The sequence below is a fragment of the Oceanobacillus bengalensis genome, from assembly GCF_003628445.1.
Classification (GTDB): domain Bacteria; phylum Bacillota; class Bacilli; order Bacillales; family Amphibacillaceae; genus Oceanobacillus; species Oceanobacillus bengalensis.
The window spans coordinates 147,577-166,703 of record NZ_RBZO01000001.1; the positions used below are offsets into that span (position 1 = coordinate 147,577).

The window sequence follows — 19,127 nt, forward strand, 5'->3', positions numbered from 1 at the left end:
CCGCTGAGATATTCTCAGCGGTTTATTTTTCTTTTAAAACAATAGGTTATAAGACAGACCCCACAAACAAATCTGCCTAACAAACTTACTTCAAAGCCCCACTAACATCATACTGACTCAAATCAATTTCAAGCTCCTTACCAAGGGCTAAATTCGCCAATTGCGAGCCGACATATGGCCCAGTAGTTAATCCAGAAGAACCAAGTCCATTTGCAAGCAAAAGTCCTTCATAGCCTGGCATAGCCCCAATAACTGGTAAAAATCCTGGAGTAAATGGACGGAAACCAACGCGTGTTTCGATAACTGTGCTTTCAACCAACCCTGGCACAACATCCATCACATTGGATAGAATCTGATGCAATCCACCAGCTGTTGTGCGATAATCAAATCCCTTATCATCCTCATGTGTACTCCCAATAACGATCCGATCATCAAAGGACAGGATAAACTGATTAGTTGGTGGCATAACAACAGGCCATTTAGAAGTATCCATACCAGGAACCTCTACGTGAAGCACCTGTCCTTTTTGCGGTACAACGTCAAATGCAATTCCTAGTGGATGCAGCAATTCGTTCATCCATGCACCCGATGTCGCAATAACTGTATCTGCCTGCATAATAGCACCATTAATAGTAACACCTGTTACTCGATTACCCTCATGAATGAGTGTAGCATCTCCGTTCAGAAAAGTAGCTCCATGTTTCTGAGCTCCCCGAATTAACGCATTCCGCATTGCTCGACCATCGACTCTTGCCCCACCACTTATATGAACTGCTTGATATCCATCAGTAAGAAGTGGGAAAAGTTCCTTGGTCTCCCTTTCATGGAGGATCGTTACATCACCAATTTCTGGGGCATCATCTCCGCGTTTTAATGCACGGTCCCGCATAGCGATGAGTTTCTTTTCTTCGGTTTGCAGACTAATTGCCCCAACACGGGAATATCCAGTATCTGATTCACCGTCTGCAGCAAGGTCAGCTACCAATTGCCCGTAAATTCTTGCCCCACCCTTTGCTAAGGCATACCATGCTTTATTTCGCCGCTGTGAAATCCATGGGCAAATCATTCCTGCAGCAGCATCTGTTGCTTGTCCCTTATCCTGCCGGTCTACGATCGTGACCTCTGCACCACTTTTTGCAAGGTAATATGCGGTGCTTGCTCCTAAAATTCCTGCACCTACAACGATATATTTGTTCATATTAAGTCATCACACTTTCCTGTACAAACTTTCTATCAATTTTACTATAAAAATAATCAAACTACATGTAAAATGATAGAAAGGGGTGGATGATTATTTTTCAGAAGAATATTATTGGAAATGTGATGTTTTATGGTGGAATCTTTATCATAATTGCTGGCGTTTTTATGGCATACAAAGATGCGACCTATGTCTATGACAATTTTGGGGGAATGGATGAGCCACTGTTTGATTGGCGTTTTTTCTTTAATACGCTAATTATTCCTACTTTAATTGGAACGATGTTGATTGGTCTGTCTGAAGTAATTAAGTTACTGGATAAATTATTACGAAATGTAAAACTTCTACAAATCGCGCCTACTAAATCTGGGCAAACCTCGATTCAAACAGAAACAACTTCAACACCAGAAGCGCAAGATAATTGGACAATGAACCAAAAAGATGAAGAGAAAATTTATGATTTATATTCTGATAAAGCAATCCTAGAAATCATAGCCTCAACGAAAAAAGGGTACTGTATTGTGAAAACACAGGACATGCAAGGGCCACTGAACCCATCTTTAAAAGTGGTAGATGTTACAGGTGTAGCAGCAAGAGAAGTTCATGACCCGGTAAAAGAACAGGCAATTTTAGCATCTTATCATGCATGACAGTTCATTGAATAACGATAAATGATGTGATAGAATTTTTTAAGAGTCTATTAATTGGATACTTATACATAGAAGGAGAATGGAATATGGGAAATACATTAATTTTTGGTCATAAAAACCCAGATACAGATACAATTTGTTCAGCACTCGTGTATGCTGATTTGAAAAAACAAATAGGTGAAACAGCTGAAGCTGCAAGGCTTGGTGTAGTAAACAAAGAAACACAATTTGCGCTAGATTATTTCGGCGTAGAGGCACCACAATTAATTGAAAAAGTAGAAGCAGGTACGGACGTCATTTTAGTCGACCATAATGAATTCCAACAAAGTGTTGATAATATTCAAGAGGTAAAAATTGTAGAAGTTGTTGATCATCATCGTGTATCAAACTTTGAAACAAAAGAACCTTTATATTTCCGAGCTGAACCTGTTGGGTGTACTGCAACGATTATAAATAAAATGTTCAAAGAAAAGGGCGTAGAAGTGTCAAAAGAAAATGCAGGGTTACTTCTTTCTGCAATTATCTCTGACTCCCTTTTATTTAAATCACCAACTTGTACCAAGGAAGACGTAGATGCTGCACATGAACTTGCTGAAATTGCTGGTGTGGATCTAGAAAAATACGGTTTAGATATGCTCAGGGCAGGTGCTGATCTTAGTGATAAATCTGCATTAGACCTTGTTACAATGGATGCCAAAGAATTCGCAATGGGAAATGCGAAAGTTGAAGTTGCGCAAGTGAATGCAGTGGATACAAACAAAGTGTATGAAATCCAAGCGGAACTTGAATCTGAAATTGAAAAAATCATTCAAGATAAAGATTTAGATCTATTCTTATTTGTTGTGACAGACATCTTAAACAACGATTCTGAAGTACTTGCACTTGGACAAGGAAACGGTAAAGTTGAAACAGGCTATGGTGTATCATTAGACAATAACCGTGCTTTCCTTAAAGGTGTTGTATCACGCAAAAAACAAATTGTTAATGTATTAACAGAAGAATTTACGAAATAAGTGAAAAGAAGGCAAAACTTTGGTGTTTTGCCTTCTTTTATCTAGAAAGTGCATAAATTCCCCCTTTTCTCAAACACTAAATTTGGCGAAAGGAGGAATTCATATGTCAGGAAAACCAAAAGGACCGAAGCAACAAGAACGTCCTCGATTACCGAAGAGTCCAGAACAACCGTACGGAGAACCTTTAGCAGGTTCAAAAAAAGTTAAAAATGCGAATCATTCAAGACAAAAGCATAATACACACCATGATATGTAAAAGAGCCTTTAGAGCATAATCAGAAATGATTTATGCTCTTTTTGAGTTTGCGAGGTTTTAACCCCCGAATAATAGGGAAGAAATACGTATGGTTTAAAATGTTGATTTACATATTTTCAGGAGTTGATTTTTGTGTGGAAAGAATTTAAAGAATTTGCATTTAAGAAAGGTAACTTTGTCGACCTTGCTGTTGCAGTTGTCATTGGTACGGCATTTAGCTCGATCGTTTCTGCTTTTGTTGATAACATCATCATGCCGCTCGTTGGTATTATTGTTGGCGGAATTGATATAACAGGACTTACATTACATGTAGGCGATGCTGAAGTATTGTACGGTACATTTTTACAAGCGATCCTTGATTTCTTCCTTATTGCATTCTCGATCTTCCTGGTGATTCGGTTCTTCAATCGATTTAAACATAAAGAAGAAGTTGTCGATACGCCAGTTGAAGAGAAAATAGAACCAACAGAACAGCTATTGACGGAAATCCGTGACTTGTTGAAAGAACAAAATAAGAAAGCATAAGAAAAACACTTCCAATTAGCTTAAAAGCTGATTGGAAGTGTTTTTTGTTTACTTATTCGTCGTATACATTTTTCTAGCAATCAGTGTTTGGACAATCATAAATAGTCCCCCAACTGCCCAATATAAAGGCAACGCAGCAGGCGCAGAAAGGGAGATAAACCCAATCATTGCAGGTGAAATTAAGCCCATTATTGCCATTTGCTGTTTCATTTTTGGATCCATTCCAATTTGTGAAACTTTGAATTGAACGAAGTAAATAACTACCGCGATAACTGTTAGAATAATGTCTGTTTGACCTAAATCAAACCACAAGAATGAATGGGTTGCAATTTCCGGTGTACGGCGAATTGCATAATAAAACGCAATAAGTAATGGCATTTGGATGAGCATTGGCAAACAGCCTGCAAGCGATGCTAGTGGGTTCATATTGTGCTTTTGATAAAGCTGCATCATTTCTTGCTGCATCTGCATTTGTGATTCCCTATCTTTTTTCGCTGAATATTTTTCCTGAAGTGCATCCATATCTGGTTTAATGACTGCCATTTTATCTCGCATTTGCACACTACTTTTTGTCTGCTTTAAGATGAATGGCATTAGCGCAAGACGAATAACTAACGTAATGAGAATAATTGATATTCCGTAGTTTTCATTAAAAAGATTTGCGATCCATTTAATGAGCTCTGAGAAAGGATACACAAAGTAATGATCAAAAAACCCTGTTGAATTTGCGTTAATTGGGTCATTTGTGGCAGCTTGGCATCCTGACAATAGTGTTAGTAAAAGAATTCCTAAGATAAAGCTATATTTTTTAACAGAAGTGAATATAGATGTTTTTTCCATTTTTGTCCTCCTCGTATTTGGTTTAAGTTTGGGTACGAGAAGGAATGAGCATCCGCATCATCATCTGGCGCTTCAACACGCTTTACTTTTGTTGTGAGCCAATTGCGAAGTTCAATAATTCGTGGAATAAGGCTTTGCCTTGGTAATGTCTGATATTTAAGTTCATGACTATGACGCATATAAAGCTGATTTTCTACTATCTTTCTTTTAACTGTGAACTGAAATGGATCAAAATACACAATGGTTAACAAAAGGCCAAAGTAGAAATAAATCGGCGAAAATTCACTAAGAAGCTCATTCATCAATTCAAGTAACATCTATATTCACCTCCTTTTATGTTCTTTCTTAATATCTACGTACTAATCGTATGCTAGGTTTCATTTTTTAGCAATGGTAAAATATGAAACTTTCCATTTTGCTCGGTCGTACTTAAGACGGAATTTTAAAATGATAAAATTAATCAGTCCTAAGGCTGAGTCTTTTTCAAACTTAGGATTGTATTGCAGGATCTAATCGTACGGTAAACTAATTATAGATTAAGAGATGGAAGGATGCGACGAAGATGGAGCCAATCATTAAAATTCAGAATCTTAAGAAGTCTTATAAGAAGAGGAAGGCAAAAGAGGTCATACAAGCTGTGAAAGGAATATCGTTCTCCGTAAATCGGGGAGAAATACTTGGATTACTTGGTCCAAACGGTGCTGGAAAGTCAACGACGATAAAAATGATCTGTGGATTAGTGAAACCAGACGCTGGGACAATTCTGATTGATGGAATTAATAATCAAGATAAGCGTTTAAAAGCATTAAATCATATTAGTGCAGTGCTTGAAGGAAATCGCAATATTTACTGGAGATTAACGGTTCGTGAAAATCTGGAGTACTTCGCAGGAAATAGGGGAGCATCACGTAAAGAAGTAGCAGAAGAGGTTGCTAGTTTACTAGAGAAATTCAGATTAAAAGAGAAGGAGAATGAACTTGTAAACCGTCTCTCACGCGGAATGCAGCAAAAGTTAGCAATTGCTGTTGCGATGCTTGCAAATACCGATGTAATTTTACTGGATGAGCCAACCCTTGGTCTTGATGTAGAAACAAGCTACGAGGTTCGTGAATTGCTCCGTAGTGTTGCAAGCGAATATAATCGTACCATTATCATCAGTTCGCATGACATGGATGTCATTCAGGATATATGCGAACGTACAGTTATAATTAACAACGGCCAAGTTGTCACAGATGATAAAGTAGAAAATTTGCTCCGCTTGTTCGAAGTGCGCGCATATAAGATAGCGTTAGGAGGTCTTTTAACGGAGAGACAACTGCTCTTACTCGAGCAAAAATTCCCGCACTATACCTATATACCTGACACGTTTCAATCGTCGTTAGAGGTAGATTTAGAGAAAAGCGAAGAAATTTATGATTTATTTGATATTTTGAAATTAGAAAGCACAGTTGTTGAATCAATTGATCGTAAAAGCATTAATTTTGAACAAATTTTCATAAAAATAGTAAAGGGGGAAGCGGAACATGAAATGGCTCAATCTTCTTAAAGGAAATATACGAAAAGAATACATTGAATTAAAACGCTATTTACCAAATACGATTGCAATGTTACTTACATTTTACATCATTTTTCTTGGGATGTTTGCTGGCATTCAAATTGTTGGTGACCCAAACACAGCTGATGCGAATATTCAATATGTAATTGTAAACTATGTTTTTTGGTTTTTAGCGATTATTGTAGTTCAGGATATTGGCTGGCAACTGCAAATTGAAGCAACTCAAGGGACACTTGAACAGCTTAGCATGTCACCGATGGGAATATGGAAAATTATGCTCATGCGCTTAATATCTACGGTTTTGGTGAATTTTTTAATTATCATTGCATTACTTTATTTATCCATGCTTACAACAGGACAATGGTTAAATGTTGATGTTGTCGCTCTTGCTCCTATTTTTATTCTTACTATTATGAGCATGATTGGCCTTGGCTTTATTATCGCTGGAATGTCCATCGTTTTAAAACAAGTGCAAGCATTTTTGCAAATTTTGCAATTTATTCTCGCAGGATTAACCTTTGTTCCAGTATCGGTTGCACCAGTCTTGGCATTTCTTCCAATTGTTAAGGGAGTCGATCTCGTACGAAGTGTAATGATTGATGGTACATCATTGTTAGGAATTGGCTTCGGAGACTTTATGATATTAGTTTTTAATGCGATATTTTACTTTGTGATTGGTTTTATCTTCTTCTTGTATTGTGAGCGGGTAGCAATGAAAAAAGGATTACTGGCACATTATTAATAACTTTCCTCTACAAAAATAGGTACGCGCTTATACACTAGGATGCCTGCTGTCATAGATTAATAGTGTACCATGAAAAGAAAGGGGATTTTTATTTATGAGACATCATCACGGACCAAATTGTGGCTGTCCGAAATGTGTAGTTCATCCAACAAAGTTTAATACTGTTCATAATTATTCTGAAAGTGTAGTAGAGCATGTGCATCCTTCACACACAAATGTTATTAACCATCATACAGTGAAGAATAATCATATTTTCCCTCACTCCACTTCATTTCAGAATGTTACGAATAGCGTAGACCAAATGGGTCCATCATTCCAAGTACCAGCACCACCTAACCAAGTAGCAGGAGCGATGAGCCCAGGATTTGGTTCAAACCCAGGCCAAGTTGCAGGAGCAATGAGTCCAGGATTCGGACCAAACGGGGGACAAGTGGCGGGAGCTATGAACCCAGGATTCGGACCGGGACACATGGGACACGGTTGTGGGCCATGTGGACCCAAACCACCTAAAAAATGGTGTTAAAGAAGATTAAGCTGGTAAACGTTCAACGTTTTGCCAGCTTTTCTTTTTCGTTTATAATGAGAGAAGGTATGGTGAAAGGAGTTTTAGTTGTGAAAATTTTACACGTAACAGGGTACAAGCCTAATGAAATGGGGATATTTAAAGAAGATGACCCTCGAGTAACAATCATAAAAGCAGCGATTCAAAAGCAATTGATTGGATTTATTGAGGAAGGCTTGGAATGGGTAATTGTCTCAGGACAAAAGGGTGTGGAATTATGGACAGTAGAAATTGTGCTCGATTTGAAGGACATCTATGATATTAATATTGCCATCTTTCCTCCTTTTGAGAATCAAGAAAGCCGTTGGTCAGATCCATTAAAGGAAAAGTATCAGGAGCTAACCTTTGTCGTTGATTTTTACAAACCGTTATATCAAGGTGATTACAAAGGACCATATCAATTCAGAGCGAAGAATATGTGGTTTGTGGAGAAAAGTGATGCGAGCCTTATGTTAATGGATGAAGAATTCCCTGGCAGCAACAAATATTTCTATGAATATGCAAAAGGCGTTGATGATTATCAGCTATTCTTCATCACACCATTTGATTTGGAGGATATCGTGGAGGAAATGCGCATGTCTGATCCGGATTATTGGGGGTAGGTTTGGCAGTTGTGACTGATTCGCTGAAGTTCACAGTGGTTTCGCCAATGTTCATAGGAGTTTCGCTGAAGTTCACAATTAAATCGCCGAAGTTCACATTTCATTCGCCAAAGATCACAAATTCAAGTGGAAATTTTTATAAAAAAAAGCAGGAATTAATGCACATTCTGTCGAATTGAGATAAAAAAGTAAATATGAAAGGTTGTGCATTAAATTGTTTGTAAAACCGCTTCAAATATTTAAGTATATTTTGGAGGCAGAGGCTTTAGAACGGCGGATTTCGAGTAAACATCCAAAGAAAGAACAAGTAACGAGTTTCGCTAAAAGACATCGGGCGGGTTATAACGGAGAGAAAGCATTAGAATTCCCTCTGAGCTTTCTGCCTTACGATGATTTCTTCATTTTTTTCCACCTTCGAATTCCTGATCATGACTCAGAGAATTGCTTCCAAATAGACATCCTCCTCCTAAACATTTATTTTATATTAATCATTGAAACAAAGAATATCGATGGAACAGTCTTATTTGATGATATGGGTCAATCCATACGTCAGAAAAATAATAAAGAAGATATCTTCACTAACCCAATCGATCAAGTTAATTTACAGCACCTCCGTTTACTACGCTGGATCCGAGAATTTAACTTACCACCAATCCCCATTGAAAAGCTTGTTGTCTACAGCAACCAAAATACCTTATTGAAAAATTTATCCCTTGATAAAAATCTTATTAATATTGTTGTACGTAAGGAAAATCTACTTTCAAAGATTGATCAATTTACCTTAAAGTATCAAACCAAATGTTTTTCAGAAAATGATTTATTGTCTTTGAGTAATGAATTACTCGTTGCGGATTCTCCAGAAGATGAGTGTATTATGAAAAAGTTTGATATTTTAAAGCGTGACATTATTAAGGGTGTATTCTGCCCTGAGTGTAGGAGTGTACCAATGAAGAGAATACATGGGAAATGGAATTGCATGTATTGTGGAGCAGTATCAAAGACAGCTCACAAGGAAGCATTGAAAGATTATTTGCTACTATTTGGAGAGTATATTACTAATCGACAAGCGAGGGATTTCTTGAAATTAGAATCAATTGATACAACAAAACGAATACTTCATAACGAGAATTTAGAACAAATTGGGGTGAAAAGCGGTAGAAAATATAAATTGAAGTATGATTTTAGTTAATTCGCTGAAATTCACAGTGGTATCGCCAATGTTCACAGGAGTTTCGCTGAAGTTCACAATTAAATCGCCGAAGTTCACAACCAATTCGCCAAAGTTCACAATTCAAAAAGAAAATTTTCAAGTTCATCCTTATAAATAGTGCTCGCCAAAATAAACTGCAAATAATACTTAATTATTCCACCATCTACAGCATATATCTAAATAGAGTACACCACGAAAGGCGGAATGTATGATGTATTATCCGAATAGGCAAGCTTATTCGCAATATCAACAATCCTTCAGGCGACCCCAACTAGAGCAGCACACCGATCCAAAATCGAAGAAACGAACAATCACCGTAACAGGTACTTCAACAATCTCCGTTGAACCGAATACAGTAACCATCCAGCTAGCTGTCATCACAGAGGACGAATCACTTGCAATTGCCCAGCAGGAAAATGCAAATAAAATGAATAACGTAATCCAATCCATTGAAAACCTTGGAGTTCCTGCAACGAATATTCAAACTTCAGCAATTAATATAAATCCACAATATGACTTCATTGATGGCCAGCAACTTTTTAGGGGATATGAGGTCTCAAATGAAATCACAGTTACAATTGATACGATTGACAAGACGGGTAATATTATTGATACGGCAGTTAGAAATGGGGTAAATCGGGTTTCAACTATTCGCTTTACAATAGATGATGAGCACGCCTATTATGAGCAAGCACTTACAAATGCACTTCAAAACGCATTGCAAAAGGCACAAGCGATTGCATTAAGCATGAACCTCCCGCTCGATCAAACTCCGATTAAAATTACAGAGGAATTAATGGATTCGCATGTTACTTATAAAACCTTCGCAGCCACGACAGATAGCTTCACCACCCCCATTGAGCCTGGACAAATCAGCATAACAGCAAATATTCGAACGATTTTCAAGTATTAAGAGGAATTATGTATCCAAAAGAGAATATATAAAGAAAGGGGGAATTCTTTTGTTAGGCGTTGACAAAGGTACCGTTCATTTAGTAAAACATGATAAAAAATGGAAGGCGATTTTTCAATCAGAAAAAGCTCTATTAGAGAAACTAATCAGTGAACATATTGTAGAAATCCAGCATTTTGGAAGCACCTCTATTCGCCATATTAAGGCAAAACCAATCATCGATATTTTGATTGGAGTAAAATCGCTTAAGGATACAGAGCATTTTAATTGGAAGACGTTACAAGAAGTAAATATCGGGCAAAGGTGGACGGGAAAGTAGTACTAGCGAAGTTTTCCAGCCTTCAAACCCTCACAAAAACGCATTATTACCATGTTGTAGAGCATGGTGGAGATTGGTGGGAAGCACATACTTTTTTCAGAGATTATTTAAATGAACATTTAGAAGTAGCGAGACAATATGAGACATTGAAAAAGGATCTTGCGTTAAGTTACGCGAATGATGAATTAACCTATACAAATAAAAAGAAAACTTTTGTTGATGAGGTGTTATCTTATAGAAATAAGTGATTATGGGAGGAAATCGATATGGAAGAATTCCCTAAGCTTGAGTCAAAACGGCTTCGTCTTGTACAGATTGAGCCTCAATATGTGAAAGCATTATTCGATATTCTATCAAAACAGGAAGTAACTAAATATTATGGCAAAGAAAATTTGAAAACAATTGATGAAGCTTCGGAGTTAATTGAAAACCTTCATCGATTATTCAATCAAAAACGCTGCATCAGGTGGGGAATTATTTTCAAGGAAGAGAATGAATTTATTGGTACAGTAGCTTTGAATAATTTAAGCATCTGGAATAAGAAAGCGGAGATAAGCTATGAGCTCGATCCAACATATTGGAGACAGGGGATTACATTTGAAGCTACAAAAACCGTGTTAGATTATGCATTCACACGACTAGGCTTATTTCGATTAGGTGCAGTGACCTTTCCAGAAAATACTGCTTCTAATAATTTACTTGGAAAACTTGGATTCAAGCGTGAAGGTATCTTAAGGGGATACTTACTTCAGGATGAAAAGTCTCATGATGCAATATCTCATTCAATTCTAAAGCCTGAATGGGATAATAGGAGAGAATATGAAATTGTGGAGAGAATTAAATACAGGGATCATCTAACAGATATCATCAAAAGAGCAGAGAGAGACGGCCAGTTTGATTATCTTCCTGGCAAAGGAAAGCCGATTGAATTCGAACAAAGTTTTATTGCAAATCCCTTTGAAAAGCAACTTTTTAAAACAATGAAGGAAAACCATGTTCTCCCACATTGGGTTCGTTTGTCGAGAGAAATTGCAATATTGAAGGAAGAGGTAGTAGAGGCACAGGGAAGAGAACGACGTAGGAAAATAAAAGAAATTAACAAGAAAATTAAGGAATATAATTATGCTTGTCCACCTTCCATGCAAAAAAATAAAATGGTGGAATAGGGAAATCCCTATTCCTGCCATAGATAATCCATCATTTCATTTGTGAATAAATTCGTATCAATGTTACATGTCTCCGCATCGATTGCATATTGCCAGCCATAAAGCAATGAGGTATCTGGGCCTTGTGGATTAAATTCAGGAGCGTTATCTTTTGTAGTAATTTCTTCTTGTGGAAAGGCAGTCCAAACAATCATCTTTTCTTGAATTTCTTCTGCCATTGCTTTATAGGATTCGTCTAATTCGCTGCCTTCATCAAAAACCCCATATACTGCAGGGTAGTACGCAGAAGCCTCTAATGCCTCATACCAACCTTCCATAAAAGCTGCATCTACTGGATAATTAGGCTCTATATCTACGAAAATCGCAACGCCTTCTGGCACACCTAATTCCTCAGCCATTGCAATTGCGGATTCGCCATGCTCCACGCCATGGTCATATCCTCTTGCATCATTTACATGATTATAGATTACTAGAATTGGAATCCCGTTTTCATGGAGGTAAGCGACCTCATCAGTATCTAACCCCGCAGAAATATCTTCTCTATCACCTAAATATCGGCCCCATACTTCGGGATCGCCAAAGTTATCGACGACACATGCATATAAATCTTCTGTTGTATAACTAGCGGAATCAATACCCCAATAAAGTTGTTGCTCTGATTCTTCGTTATTCCCTTCTTCTTCCTCATTGTTTCCATCATCGCCGTTGTTCGATTCTTCACCATTGTTTCCATCATTGTCGTTGTTCGATTCTTCACCATTGTTTCCATCGTCGTCGTTGTCCGATTCTTCTTCATTGTTTCCATCATCGCCGTTGTTCGATTCTTCACCATTGTTTCCATCTTCACCGTTATCGGGTTCTTTTTCATCATCATCAGAGTCGGAGTTGTTGTCTTCGTTTTCAGCTGGTTCTTCTGTAGTATTTTCCTCTTTGCCTTCATTAGCAGTTGAGGCTGCAAAGAAGATTACAAAGAATGACGCAATGAAAAATGCGGTCAATCCCAACAAGAGGAATGATAAATAGTTATTACGCATAAAAGTTTAATAACCTCCCTTCACACCTAATGCATTATATTAATGGGATAGCATTTTGGTGTGGGGACAAATCTAAAACGAAAAATATCAACATTCCTGGTAACAGGGAGCAAGGAGCCTTATAATAGGAATTAATATCGGCCTTATGAAAGAGGGGGAGTAGGATGGGCTTTATCATGTCTTTGGTGGTATATACAATACCTTTTGTTATCTTGTACTTCGTTATTGCTGCTGGTGTGAAGCGTGGAATTGATCAATCTGAAGTTGGTAGAATGATTAAAGAAAAATACCTTGAGAAACGTTCTTAAGTATTATAAGTACATAGTTGAGAAACGCTTAGCATATACTGAGCGTTTTTATTATTTTATGGGGTTTTCTAAATTAGCTTATATGTGTGGATTTTTTTCAGATGACATATATTTTCTGTCGCTAATAATGTTATAATATTAAAAATAATCGAATGTAGTTACAATTCGGGGGGGATTGTTGTGGGTTTCATTATTCGGAAGATGAAGAAAAAGGATATTTCACAGGTTCAGCATGTTGCTCGGGTTAGCTGGAATGCTACTTACGAAGGAATTATTCCACTTGATGTTCAGAATAACTTTTTAAAAAATGCTTATAGTGATCGAAATATGAAGCGACGTCTGAAGTACACAACGATTTTTGTTGCTGAAGTAAATAGTGCTATTGTTGGTTTTGCCAACTATTCTCCCACATCAAATGAGGGGGTAACGACGCTTGGTGCAATTTATATTTACCCTGAATATCAAGGACTTGGTATTGGTTCTGCTTTATTACATACTGGAATTGAACAAATGGGTGATGTCAAAGAAGTTCAGTTAAATGTTGAGAAAAACAACCGTATTGGTATGCGATTTTATCGTGCAAAAGGGTTTGAGAAGATTAAAGAATATGAAGATAACTTTGATGGGCATATCTTGCATACGGTTGAAATGGCATTAAAAGTTAGAAATAAGATTTTGCTAGATTAATAGTTAGGATGTTTTTATGAAAAAAGAAGAGAACTTAGGTTTGTTTGGAAAAATCGTCGTCTTTGGTTTACTCGCTCTATTAATTATTTTTGCGATTGCATTCTCGTTTGGCATCATGTTCTTTGGCTTTGCGGGTTTCTTTGATGTTTTCGGGGTAGCGTATGAATCATTGCAGTCACTTGTTTTATTTTTAGTATTCTTTCTTATATTTGGATTGGTTACAGATCTTGTAGCAAAGGCATTTTTTATCATCTCTGCTTCTTATATAGCTGACAAGAAGGAACTTGCTATTTCGAGAATTATTGTGGAGACAGCTTTTACTTGGTTAGCTTTATTTGTTGTGGATGAGATGATGTTAAGCGTTTCGGTTCCCGCGGCAACTGAACTTTTGCTTGCGCTTTTATTAACGATTGCTGATTATATTTTCGAAGGGAAGAAGAAAAAGAAGAAATGAGGTTATTCTATGAAAATATATACCTTTGCTAACACATCAGGTAAAAAAATAACACATTTTAATTCAAACTTTATTATGACAAAAATCTTAAATAGTGATAGAGAAATGCATATCGGCTGCCTATATATCGATAGAGATGGTGTTGTAGGCTATCACAAGGCAATTGCACCTCAGCTTTTTCTAGTTGTAGAGGGTGAAGGGGAGGTTCGGGGAAAAGAGGATGTCTATGTGAAAGTTAAAAAAGGTGATGCTGTTTTTTGGGAGAAGGATGAATGGCATGAAACATTAACTAATTTTGGGCTAACGGCAATGGTTATTGAGGGAGATGGTTTGGATCCTTCCAGATTTATGACAAGTAAAGAGGATGATTGAATGCTAATTAGAAAAGCCAATAAAGGTGATGCACGAGAAATAGCCAGGGTACATGTAGATAGTTGGCGTACGACATACACAGGAATAATCCCAGACGATTTTCTACGTAATTTATCCTACGAAAACCGCACTGCATTATGGGAAAATAATACGGGACTACATGATGTATATGTTGCTGAAACAAATTCTTTAGAGATTGTAGGCTTTGCTGCTGGAGGGAGAAGACGAACTGATAAATATGAAGCGTATCCAGGAGAGCTATACGCTATCTACATCATGAAGGAGTTTCAAGGGAAAGGGATTGGGAAACAGCTTGTGCAGCCTGTTGTAGAAAATCTGTTGAAAGAGGAGATTGACTCTATGATAGTGCTTGTAATAGAGGATAATCCATCAAAGTATTTTTATGAAGCGCTTGGTGCTAGAAAAATAGATGCAATAAAAGTCAAGATTTCTGGTGTTGATTTGACAGAGTTGGTTTATGCTTGGGATGCTTTGCATATATCTTTTAAGAAGGAGTAGTCAATGATTATTGAAAAATGGGAGTACGCAGATTCACCACCGATGGAACTACTTTTATCAGCAGATCCATCTGAGGAGCATATAGGAAAATATCTTGTTGAAGGACAATGCTATGTTGCAAGGGAAGCAAATGAAACTCTAGGTGTTTTTGTTTTACTTCCACTTAACAAGCAGGAAATGGAAATAGTAAACATTGCAGTTTCAGTAGAAGAGCAAGGGAAAGGAATCGGAAAGTCTTTAGTTAAACGGGCAATTCAGATTGCGAAAGAGCAAGGATACTCATTTTTAAAAGTTGGTACGGGTAACTCGAGTGTTGACCAGTTAGCTTATTATCAAAAATGTGGTTTTCGTATTGTTGGTGTTGATATCGATTATTTCACTAGAAACTATGCGCATGAAATTGTGGAAAATGGTATCGTGTGCCGCGATATGGTTCTGTTGGAAATGAACCTTGCTATAGGGGGGACATGCAAATAATTATTCGAAATGAAGAACAACAAGATGAGGAACAACTTAAGCGGCTAATACGTATGAGTTGTGAAGAGTCTTTCTTGATAAATATCCTGAAAAGTAAACATCTGGTCAATAAGCTAACTGCATTTGAAGGAAAACGATTGGTCGGTGCTTTGATTGCTTGGAAAAGTACTTTTCACCCACATTGTATATATCTACGGATAGTAATTGATCCTTTCTATTATAACGAAAATATTCCTAAGAGATTGCTAGATGAACTTTCCATAGATAGACAATTACCTCTTCAAACGTCGATTTGGGATACGAATATAGCCTTAAGGGAATTTTATGAAGCTAATGGATTTAAATATATTAGAAAGACGTGTATGCCGACACTGTCTTTATCACGTGTAACGGAAATGGAACAGCAGGTAGCCAATGTTATTAATAATATAGAAGGCAAGATTGTTACTGTTGCTAATATCTTGGGGGATAAGCAATTAAAGAAGAAATTAACGTTGTTGGCTAAAGATGTGTATCAAAACACGCATGAGGATAATCCAGTTGCAGAAATGGGCGTGGAAGCCTGGGAAAGCCTCGTATATCCAGATGACTTGATTTCTGAAGGAAGTCTAATATGTTTAGGTGTGAATCAAGAGATAAAAGCTTTTTCAATGCTTCATAAATCGGAGGATGATGATACGCTAGAATTAGGCTGGTGTGGTTCCGTTGATACTCAAACAATACCTTTAATTCCCGAACTCGTCTTACAACAAATTACATATGCAAAAGAACTTGGATATCAACATTTACAGGGTGAATTCGATACGACTAGTGTGTATGCAATGGAAGTACTAAAGAGAATTTCTTTCCCTCCGAGCGCGAGTTGGCATACTTATCAGAAATAAGCTGATTTCCTAGAAATCTTTCTAAGGAGTGATTCTTATAAAAATATTGAAAGCGTTTGCTGGTGAGTTGAAATGGATACAAGCCGGAATTGAGATGGATTTCGAACCGAAAAATGGCATGCCTGTTTCTCGTCTTATTCCAAGGGGCTATGAAAGTTACGCGAAAATTTTTCAACCGATTTTCCGTGATCATGCCGTTAAAGACGAATCAGAAACATTTGAGGATTGTCGGGATGTATACGAGAAGGATACCCATCAGTTAGAGATAGATGTTAAAAAGAAGTTTACTTATAAATCGTTAGCGAAAAAATACAATATTCCTTATACACCTGAAATTAGTGATGATTCATTTATACGCTACTTTGGTGGTTCATTAGCAAGATATATTGTTTTTTCAGATGAGGGAAACCTAGATAAGGAAATTGTAGGACTGTTGCATGGTGTGCTCCAGCGTTTTACGAAGGGAAAGTGCTATTTTTATTACGATAGGATAAGTTCTCTCGGTGAGGAACGGCTATACTATGGTACCCTAAAAGAATTAAAGACGTTAATAAAAAAAACAGGGTGTTCGCCTACTTATTGGTGGTCAGAAGACAGAACTTGGATTGTTGGTATGGACTATGATGTAGAGTTTTCTTTGCTCGGTGGAAGTCAGAAATTAGTGGACGCTTTAATGAAAATAAAAAGTGTAGAAATTATGGAAGTTGAGAATTCCACAATTATACATAAGGACCATCTATATTGAAACATTTCACGCCTCTTTTCCGTAGAACAAATAAGAAATTTAGAAAAGAAGGGGATGTCTATGGCAGAAGTAAAAAAGAAAAAAGATCGTTCATGGATATTTGATATATTATTTTGGTTTTGGGATATTTTTATTTATATACCAAGACTAGTAGGTAGGGTCATAAAAGAAGTGTTTTTTAATGGTTAAGGTGGGTAAAGAATGAAGCAAATAGCAATTGGTTGGATAATTTTGCTGCTGGTGCTAGTTGCATGCTCTTCTGAAGATGAAATGGAAGCTGAAGGAGATGCAGCTATTCAAGTAGCTGATTTATCCAATTATGAAAGGAATCTAACCAATCTTATTGGTGATCAAGTATTTGTGTTTGATTTGGATGTTACGAATAAAGACGTTGAGGAACTACATACAATCGTTGATTATTATGAAGATGGAGAGCTTGTAGACACGCTTGGCGGGATGAGTATGAGCATAAATGAGGAAGATAGAGAAGACACCATACGAACGGTATTCCTCTATCAAAAGCCAAATACGGGGGAGGAGACGTGGATTACTTCCATCATGACGCAAAATGGTCAAGCAAGCCAAAACACGCCACATGATATTAGTGGTCGTGAAGAAATATCGTCGACAGCATCAGCTGAAATAGCCATGCCAGCCCCCCTATTTATTGGTGAGACAAAAGTAATTGCAACAGTTATCAATTCAAACAAAAGTGGCGTATCCACGTACAATGAGATTAATACGGAAGAAGATTTGGAAAAAGCAACGGATTATGAACAGGTTTATATTATTTCGATTGAACTAAGCTAGCTATTGTCTACAAGGGGTGTGAATATGGATATTGATGAGAAGACGAGGCAACTTTTCGGGAAAGTATTAAAATGTGTTGGGTTCTTCGGGATTCTTTATAGCCTATTCTTTTTATCGGGAGAATTACTCGCCTATCATACGGGTGGATATTCCTACGAACGAAGTAGTAGTGGTGAAGAATTTATCATTGATAATAAGGTAACCGGTGAAATGATAGTTTATCCCTACAATGTAGAGACGGAAGGCATTATTTTGGAATTACTTGTACAAAAATATGAACTAGATCTGGCATTGATTTTTAGCTCACTCTATGCAACGCTACTTCTTTTAGGTCTAATTGGAATAATCGTTCCAGAATATCGGATAATCAAGAGTTTAAAAATCTATTTGCCTTTATTAGGGGTTATAATACTTTCAGTTACACTTCTTCAATACAACAATTACTCCCCAGAAATTAAAGAAATAAACCATTTAATTGAAGCACTTAATCAAAAGGTGTAATGAAGAGCAATGTTGATTTGCATACCTGCTATCACTATCCTGCATACATAACTACATGCTAATTGGAAAAGGAGAACTAATTTTGGGTTACATAGAAGACTTACGTAGTATTATTGGGCACAGACCGGTTATTTTTCCAGGTGCTGTCGTAATCATAGTTGATGATTTGGGAAGAATTTTAATGCAACAACGAACGCATCCTAAAGGAGCTTGGGGAATTCCAGGGGGTCTAATGGAACTAGGAGAGTCAATGGAAGATGTTGCAAAGCGAGAAGTACGAGAAGAAACGGGTTTAATTATTGATGAATTACGTTTAATTAATATTTTTTCAGGTGCACAATATCTAACTGTTGCTGAAAATGGTGATGAGTTTTATACTGTTACCGCTGCTTATTACACGAATAATTTCTCAGGTGATTTCAGGATTGATAAAACAGAATCCATTCAATTTCAATTCTTCTATCCAACTGAACTCCCTGAAGGAATCGTGAAAACCCATCAAATTATATTGAAGGAATTTTTGCAACTTCAAAATGATATGTGACTAGGATAGGTGAATCATGTTCAATTAATATAGAGGCTTCCAATTAGGAGCCTCTATTTGTAATTTAGGGCATTTCGTCCTCTTTTGGACGGTTTTTATAAGCCTCATGTGTGACAATATCCTCTATTTGTTCACGTTGTCTACTATGTTCTTTACCTTCTACAGTACTATCTTCGGGAAAGTTTCCTGGATGCCCTTTTTTCTTGTGATTAAAGTTTTTACCACGGCTCATTACATT

Annotated in this window: 30 protein-coding genes; 25 read left to right on the forward strand and 5 right to left on the reverse strand. The window is 37.0% G+C overall.

Annotated elements, in window-relative coordinates; all coding sequences use genetic code 11:
- Positions 1–85 precede the first annotated feature (85 nt).
- Positions 86–1,198, reverse strand: a complete 1,113-nt coding sequence (locus D8M05_RS00675; RefSeq protein WP_121127633.1) for an NAD(P)/FAD-dependent oxidoreductase — start codon at positions 1,196–1,198, stop codon at positions 86–88.
- A gap of 89 nt (positions 1,199–1,287) precedes the next feature.
- On the opposite strand from D8M05_RS00675, the gene D8M05_RS00680 reads away from it, so the two are divergent.
- From D8M05_RS00680 to mscL, 4 genes are all read left to right on the forward strand, one after another.
- Positions 1,288–1,848 (forward strand): hypothetical protein, encoded by a 561-nt coding sequence (locus tag D8M05_RS00680; protein WP_121127634.1) that lies wholly within the window; start codon positions 1,288–1,290, stop codon positions 1,846–1,848.
- Positions 1,849–1,934: 86 nt separating this feature from the next.
- Positions 1,935–2,861 carry a manganese-dependent inorganic pyrophosphatase gene (locus D8M05_RS00685; protein WP_121127635.1) on the forward strand — a complete coding sequence of 309 codons (927 nt, stop codon included), beginning with the start codon at positions 1,935–1,937 and terminating at the stop codon, positions 2,859–2,861.
- Positions 2,862–2,964: 103 nt separating this feature from the next.
- The gene (locus D8M05_RS00690; protein ID WP_121127636.1) at positions 2,965–3,117 is read left to right on the forward strand and encodes a small acid-soluble spore protein P; all 153 of its coding nucleotides are present in this window, start codon (positions 2,965–2,967) and stop codon (positions 3,115–3,117) included.
- 132 nt (positions 3,118–3,249) lie between these two features.
- On the forward strand, positions 3,250–3,642 hold the full coding sequence (mscL, locus tag D8M05_RS00695) for a large conductance mechanosensitive channel protein MscL (RefSeq protein ID WP_121127637.1): 393 nt from the start codon (positions 3,250–3,252) through the stop codon (positions 3,640–3,642).
- Positions 3,643–3,690: 48 nt separating this feature from the next.
- Here the strand turns inward: mscL and yidC are convergent, their stop codons facing one another.
- Both yidC and D8M05_RS00705 read right to left on the reverse strand, forming a co-directional pair.
- On the reverse strand, positions 3,691–4,482 hold the full coding sequence (gene yidC, locus D8M05_RS00700; RefSeq protein ID WP_121127638.1) for a membrane protein insertase YidC: 792 nt from the start codon (positions 4,480–4,482) through the stop codon (positions 3,691–3,693).
- A complete protein-coding gene (locus tag D8M05_RS00705; RefSeq protein ID WP_121127639.1) occupies positions 4,431–4,799 on the reverse strand; it encodes a hypothetical protein in 369 nt (122 codons plus the stop codon). The genes yidC and D8M05_RS00705 overlap by 52 nt, the downstream gene beginning before the upstream one ends.
- A 245-nt stretch (positions 4,800–5,044) precedes the next feature.
- Here D8M05_RS00705 and D8M05_RS00710 point away from each other — a divergent pair, with 245 nt between their 5' ends.
- The 9 genes from D8M05_RS00710 to D8M05_RS20040 all read left to right on the forward strand — a co-directional run bounded on the left by D8M05_RS00710 (position 5,045) and on the right by D8M05_RS20040 (position 11,554).
- The gene (locus D8M05_RS00710; RefSeq protein ID WP_121127640.1) at positions 5,045–6,028 is read left to right on the forward strand and encodes an ABC transporter ATP-binding protein; all 984 of its coding nucleotides are present in this window, start codon (positions 5,045–5,047) and stop codon (positions 6,026–6,028) included.
- On the forward strand, positions 6,006–6,779 hold the full coding sequence (locus D8M05_RS00715) for an ABC transporter permease (RefSeq protein ID WP_121127641.1): 774 nt from the start codon (positions 6,006–6,008) through the stop codon (positions 6,777–6,779). Before D8M05_RS00710 ends, D8M05_RS00715 begins: the two co-directional genes overlap by 23 nt.
- A gap of 97 nt (positions 6,780–6,876) precedes the next feature.
- The gene (locus D8M05_RS00720) at positions 6,877–7,305 is read left to right on the forward strand and encodes a spore coat protein (protein ID WP_121127642.1); all 429 of its coding nucleotides are present in this window, start codon (positions 6,877–6,879) and stop codon (positions 7,303–7,305) included.
- Between the two features lie 89 nt (positions 7,306–7,394).
- Complete coding sequence (locus D8M05_RS00725) at positions 7,395–7,946, forward strand: SLOG family protein (RefSeq protein ID WP_121127643.1); 552 nt, start codon at positions 7,395–7,397, stop codon at positions 7,944–7,946.
- A gap of 214 nt (positions 7,947–8,160) precedes the next feature.
- Entirely contained in the window at positions 8,161–9,135 is a 975-nt protein-coding gene (locus D8M05_RS00730; protein WP_183072660.1) for a nuclease-related domain-containing protein, read from the forward strand.
- Between the two features lie 229 nt (positions 9,136–9,364).
- Positions 9,365–10,069 carry an SIMPL domain-containing protein gene (locus D8M05_RS00735; protein ID WP_121127645.1) on the forward strand — a complete coding sequence of 235 codons (705 nt, stop codon included), beginning with the start codon at positions 9,365–9,367 and terminating at the stop codon, positions 10,067–10,069.
- A 49-nt stretch (positions 10,070–10,118) separates the two neighbouring features.
- Positions 10,119–10,388, forward strand: coding sequence for a GrpB family protein (locus tag D8M05_RS20695; protein WP_281271886.1), 270 nt, complete (start codon positions 10,119–10,121; stop codon positions 10,386–10,388).
- Positions 10,337–10,636, forward strand: coding sequence for a GrpB family protein (locus tag D8M05_RS20700; protein WP_281271887.1), 300 nt, complete (start codon positions 10,337–10,339; stop codon positions 10,634–10,636). Before D8M05_RS20695 ends, D8M05_RS20700 begins: the two co-directional genes overlap by 52 nt.
- Positions 10,637–10,654: 18 nt before the next feature.
- Positions 10,655–11,554, forward strand: a complete 900-nt coding sequence (locus D8M05_RS20040) for a GNAT family N-acetyltransferase (protein WP_183072661.1) — start codon at positions 10,655–10,657, stop codon at positions 11,552–11,554.
- An 8-nt stretch (positions 11,555–11,562) separates the two neighbouring features.
- Here the strand turns inward: D8M05_RS20040 and D8M05_RS00750 are convergent, their stop codons facing one another.
- Positions 11,563–12,588 carry a glycoside hydrolase domain-containing protein gene (locus tag D8M05_RS00750; protein ID WP_121127646.1) on the reverse strand — a complete coding sequence of 342 codons (1,026 nt, stop codon included), beginning with the start codon at positions 12,586–12,588 and terminating at the stop codon, positions 11,563–11,565.
- Between the two features lie 164 nt (positions 12,589–12,752).
- Here D8M05_RS00750 and D8M05_RS20045 point away from each other — a divergent pair, with 164 nt between their 5' ends.
- The 12 genes from D8M05_RS20045 to D8M05_RS00800 all read left to right on the forward strand — a co-directional run bounded on the left by D8M05_RS20045 (position 12,753) and on the right by D8M05_RS00800 (position 18,889).
- The gene (locus tag D8M05_RS20045) at positions 12,753–12,896 is read left to right on the forward strand and encodes a hypothetical protein (RefSeq protein ID WP_183072662.1); all 144 of its coding nucleotides are present in this window, start codon (positions 12,753–12,755) and stop codon (positions 12,894–12,896) included.
- 180 nt (positions 12,897–13,076) lie between these two features.
- Positions 13,077–13,583, forward strand: coding sequence for a GNAT family N-acetyltransferase (locus D8M05_RS00755; RefSeq protein ID WP_183072663.1), 507 nt, complete (start codon positions 13,077–13,079; stop codon positions 13,581–13,583).
- Between the two features lie 16 nt (positions 13,584–13,599).
- Positions 13,600–14,037, forward strand: coding sequence for a YrvL family regulatory protein (locus D8M05_RS00760; RefSeq protein ID WP_121127647.1), 438 nt, complete (start codon positions 13,600–13,602; stop codon positions 14,035–14,037).
- A gap of 9 nt (positions 14,038–14,046) precedes the next feature.
- On the forward strand, positions 14,047–14,409 hold the full coding sequence (locus tag D8M05_RS00765) for a cupin domain-containing protein (RefSeq protein ID WP_121127648.1): 363 nt from the start codon (positions 14,047–14,049) through the stop codon (positions 14,407–14,409).
- The gene (locus tag D8M05_RS00770; protein ID WP_121127649.1) at positions 14,410–14,928 is read left to right on the forward strand and encodes a GNAT family N-acetyltransferase; all 519 of its coding nucleotides are present in this window, start codon (positions 14,410–14,412) and stop codon (positions 14,926–14,928) included.
- 3 nt (positions 14,929–14,931) lie between these two features.
- Positions 14,932–15,405, forward strand: coding sequence for a GNAT family N-acetyltransferase (locus D8M05_RS00775; protein ID WP_121127650.1), 474 nt, complete (start codon positions 14,932–14,934; stop codon positions 15,403–15,405).
- Complete coding sequence (locus D8M05_RS00780) at positions 15,396–16,289, forward strand: GNAT family N-acetyltransferase (RefSeq protein WP_121127651.1); 894 nt, start codon at positions 15,396–15,398, stop codon at positions 16,287–16,289. The genes D8M05_RS00775 and D8M05_RS00780 overlap by 10 nt, the downstream gene beginning before the upstream one ends.
- Before the next feature lie 67 nt (positions 16,290–16,356).
- A complete protein-coding gene (locus D8M05_RS00785) occupies positions 16,357–17,034 on the forward strand; it encodes a hypothetical protein (RefSeq protein WP_183072664.1) in 678 nt (225 codons plus the stop codon).
- 60 nt (positions 17,035–17,094) lie between these two features.
- Positions 17,095–17,223 carry a hypothetical protein gene (locus D8M05_RS20705; RefSeq protein WP_281271888.1) on the forward strand — a complete coding sequence of 43 codons (129 nt, stop codon included), beginning with the start codon at positions 17,095–17,097 and terminating at the stop codon, positions 17,221–17,223.
- 12 nt (positions 17,224–17,235) lie between these two features.
- Positions 17,236–17,844 carry a hypothetical protein gene (locus D8M05_RS00790; protein ID WP_121127653.1) on the forward strand — a complete coding sequence of 203 codons (609 nt, stop codon included), beginning with the start codon at positions 17,236–17,238 and terminating at the stop codon, positions 17,842–17,844.
- 24 nt (positions 17,845–17,868) lie between these two features.
- Entirely contained in the window at positions 17,869–18,345 is a 477-nt protein-coding gene (locus D8M05_RS00795; RefSeq protein ID WP_121127654.1) for a hypothetical protein, read from the forward strand.
- An 82-nt stretch (positions 18,346–18,427) separates the two neighbouring features.
- Complete coding sequence (locus D8M05_RS00800) at positions 18,428–18,889, forward strand: NUDIX hydrolase (RefSeq protein ID WP_245985097.1); 462 nt, start codon at positions 18,428–18,430, stop codon at positions 18,887–18,889.
- A 64-nt stretch (positions 18,890–18,953) separates the two neighbouring features.
- Here the strand turns inward: D8M05_RS00800 and D8M05_RS20050 are convergent, their stop codons facing one another.
- Positions 18,954–19,121 carry a hypothetical protein gene (locus D8M05_RS20050; RefSeq protein ID WP_183072665.1) on the reverse strand — a complete coding sequence of 56 codons (168 nt, stop codon included), beginning with the start codon at positions 19,119–19,121 and terminating at the stop codon, positions 18,954–18,956.
- Positions 19,122–19,127: the final 6 nt, after the last annotated feature.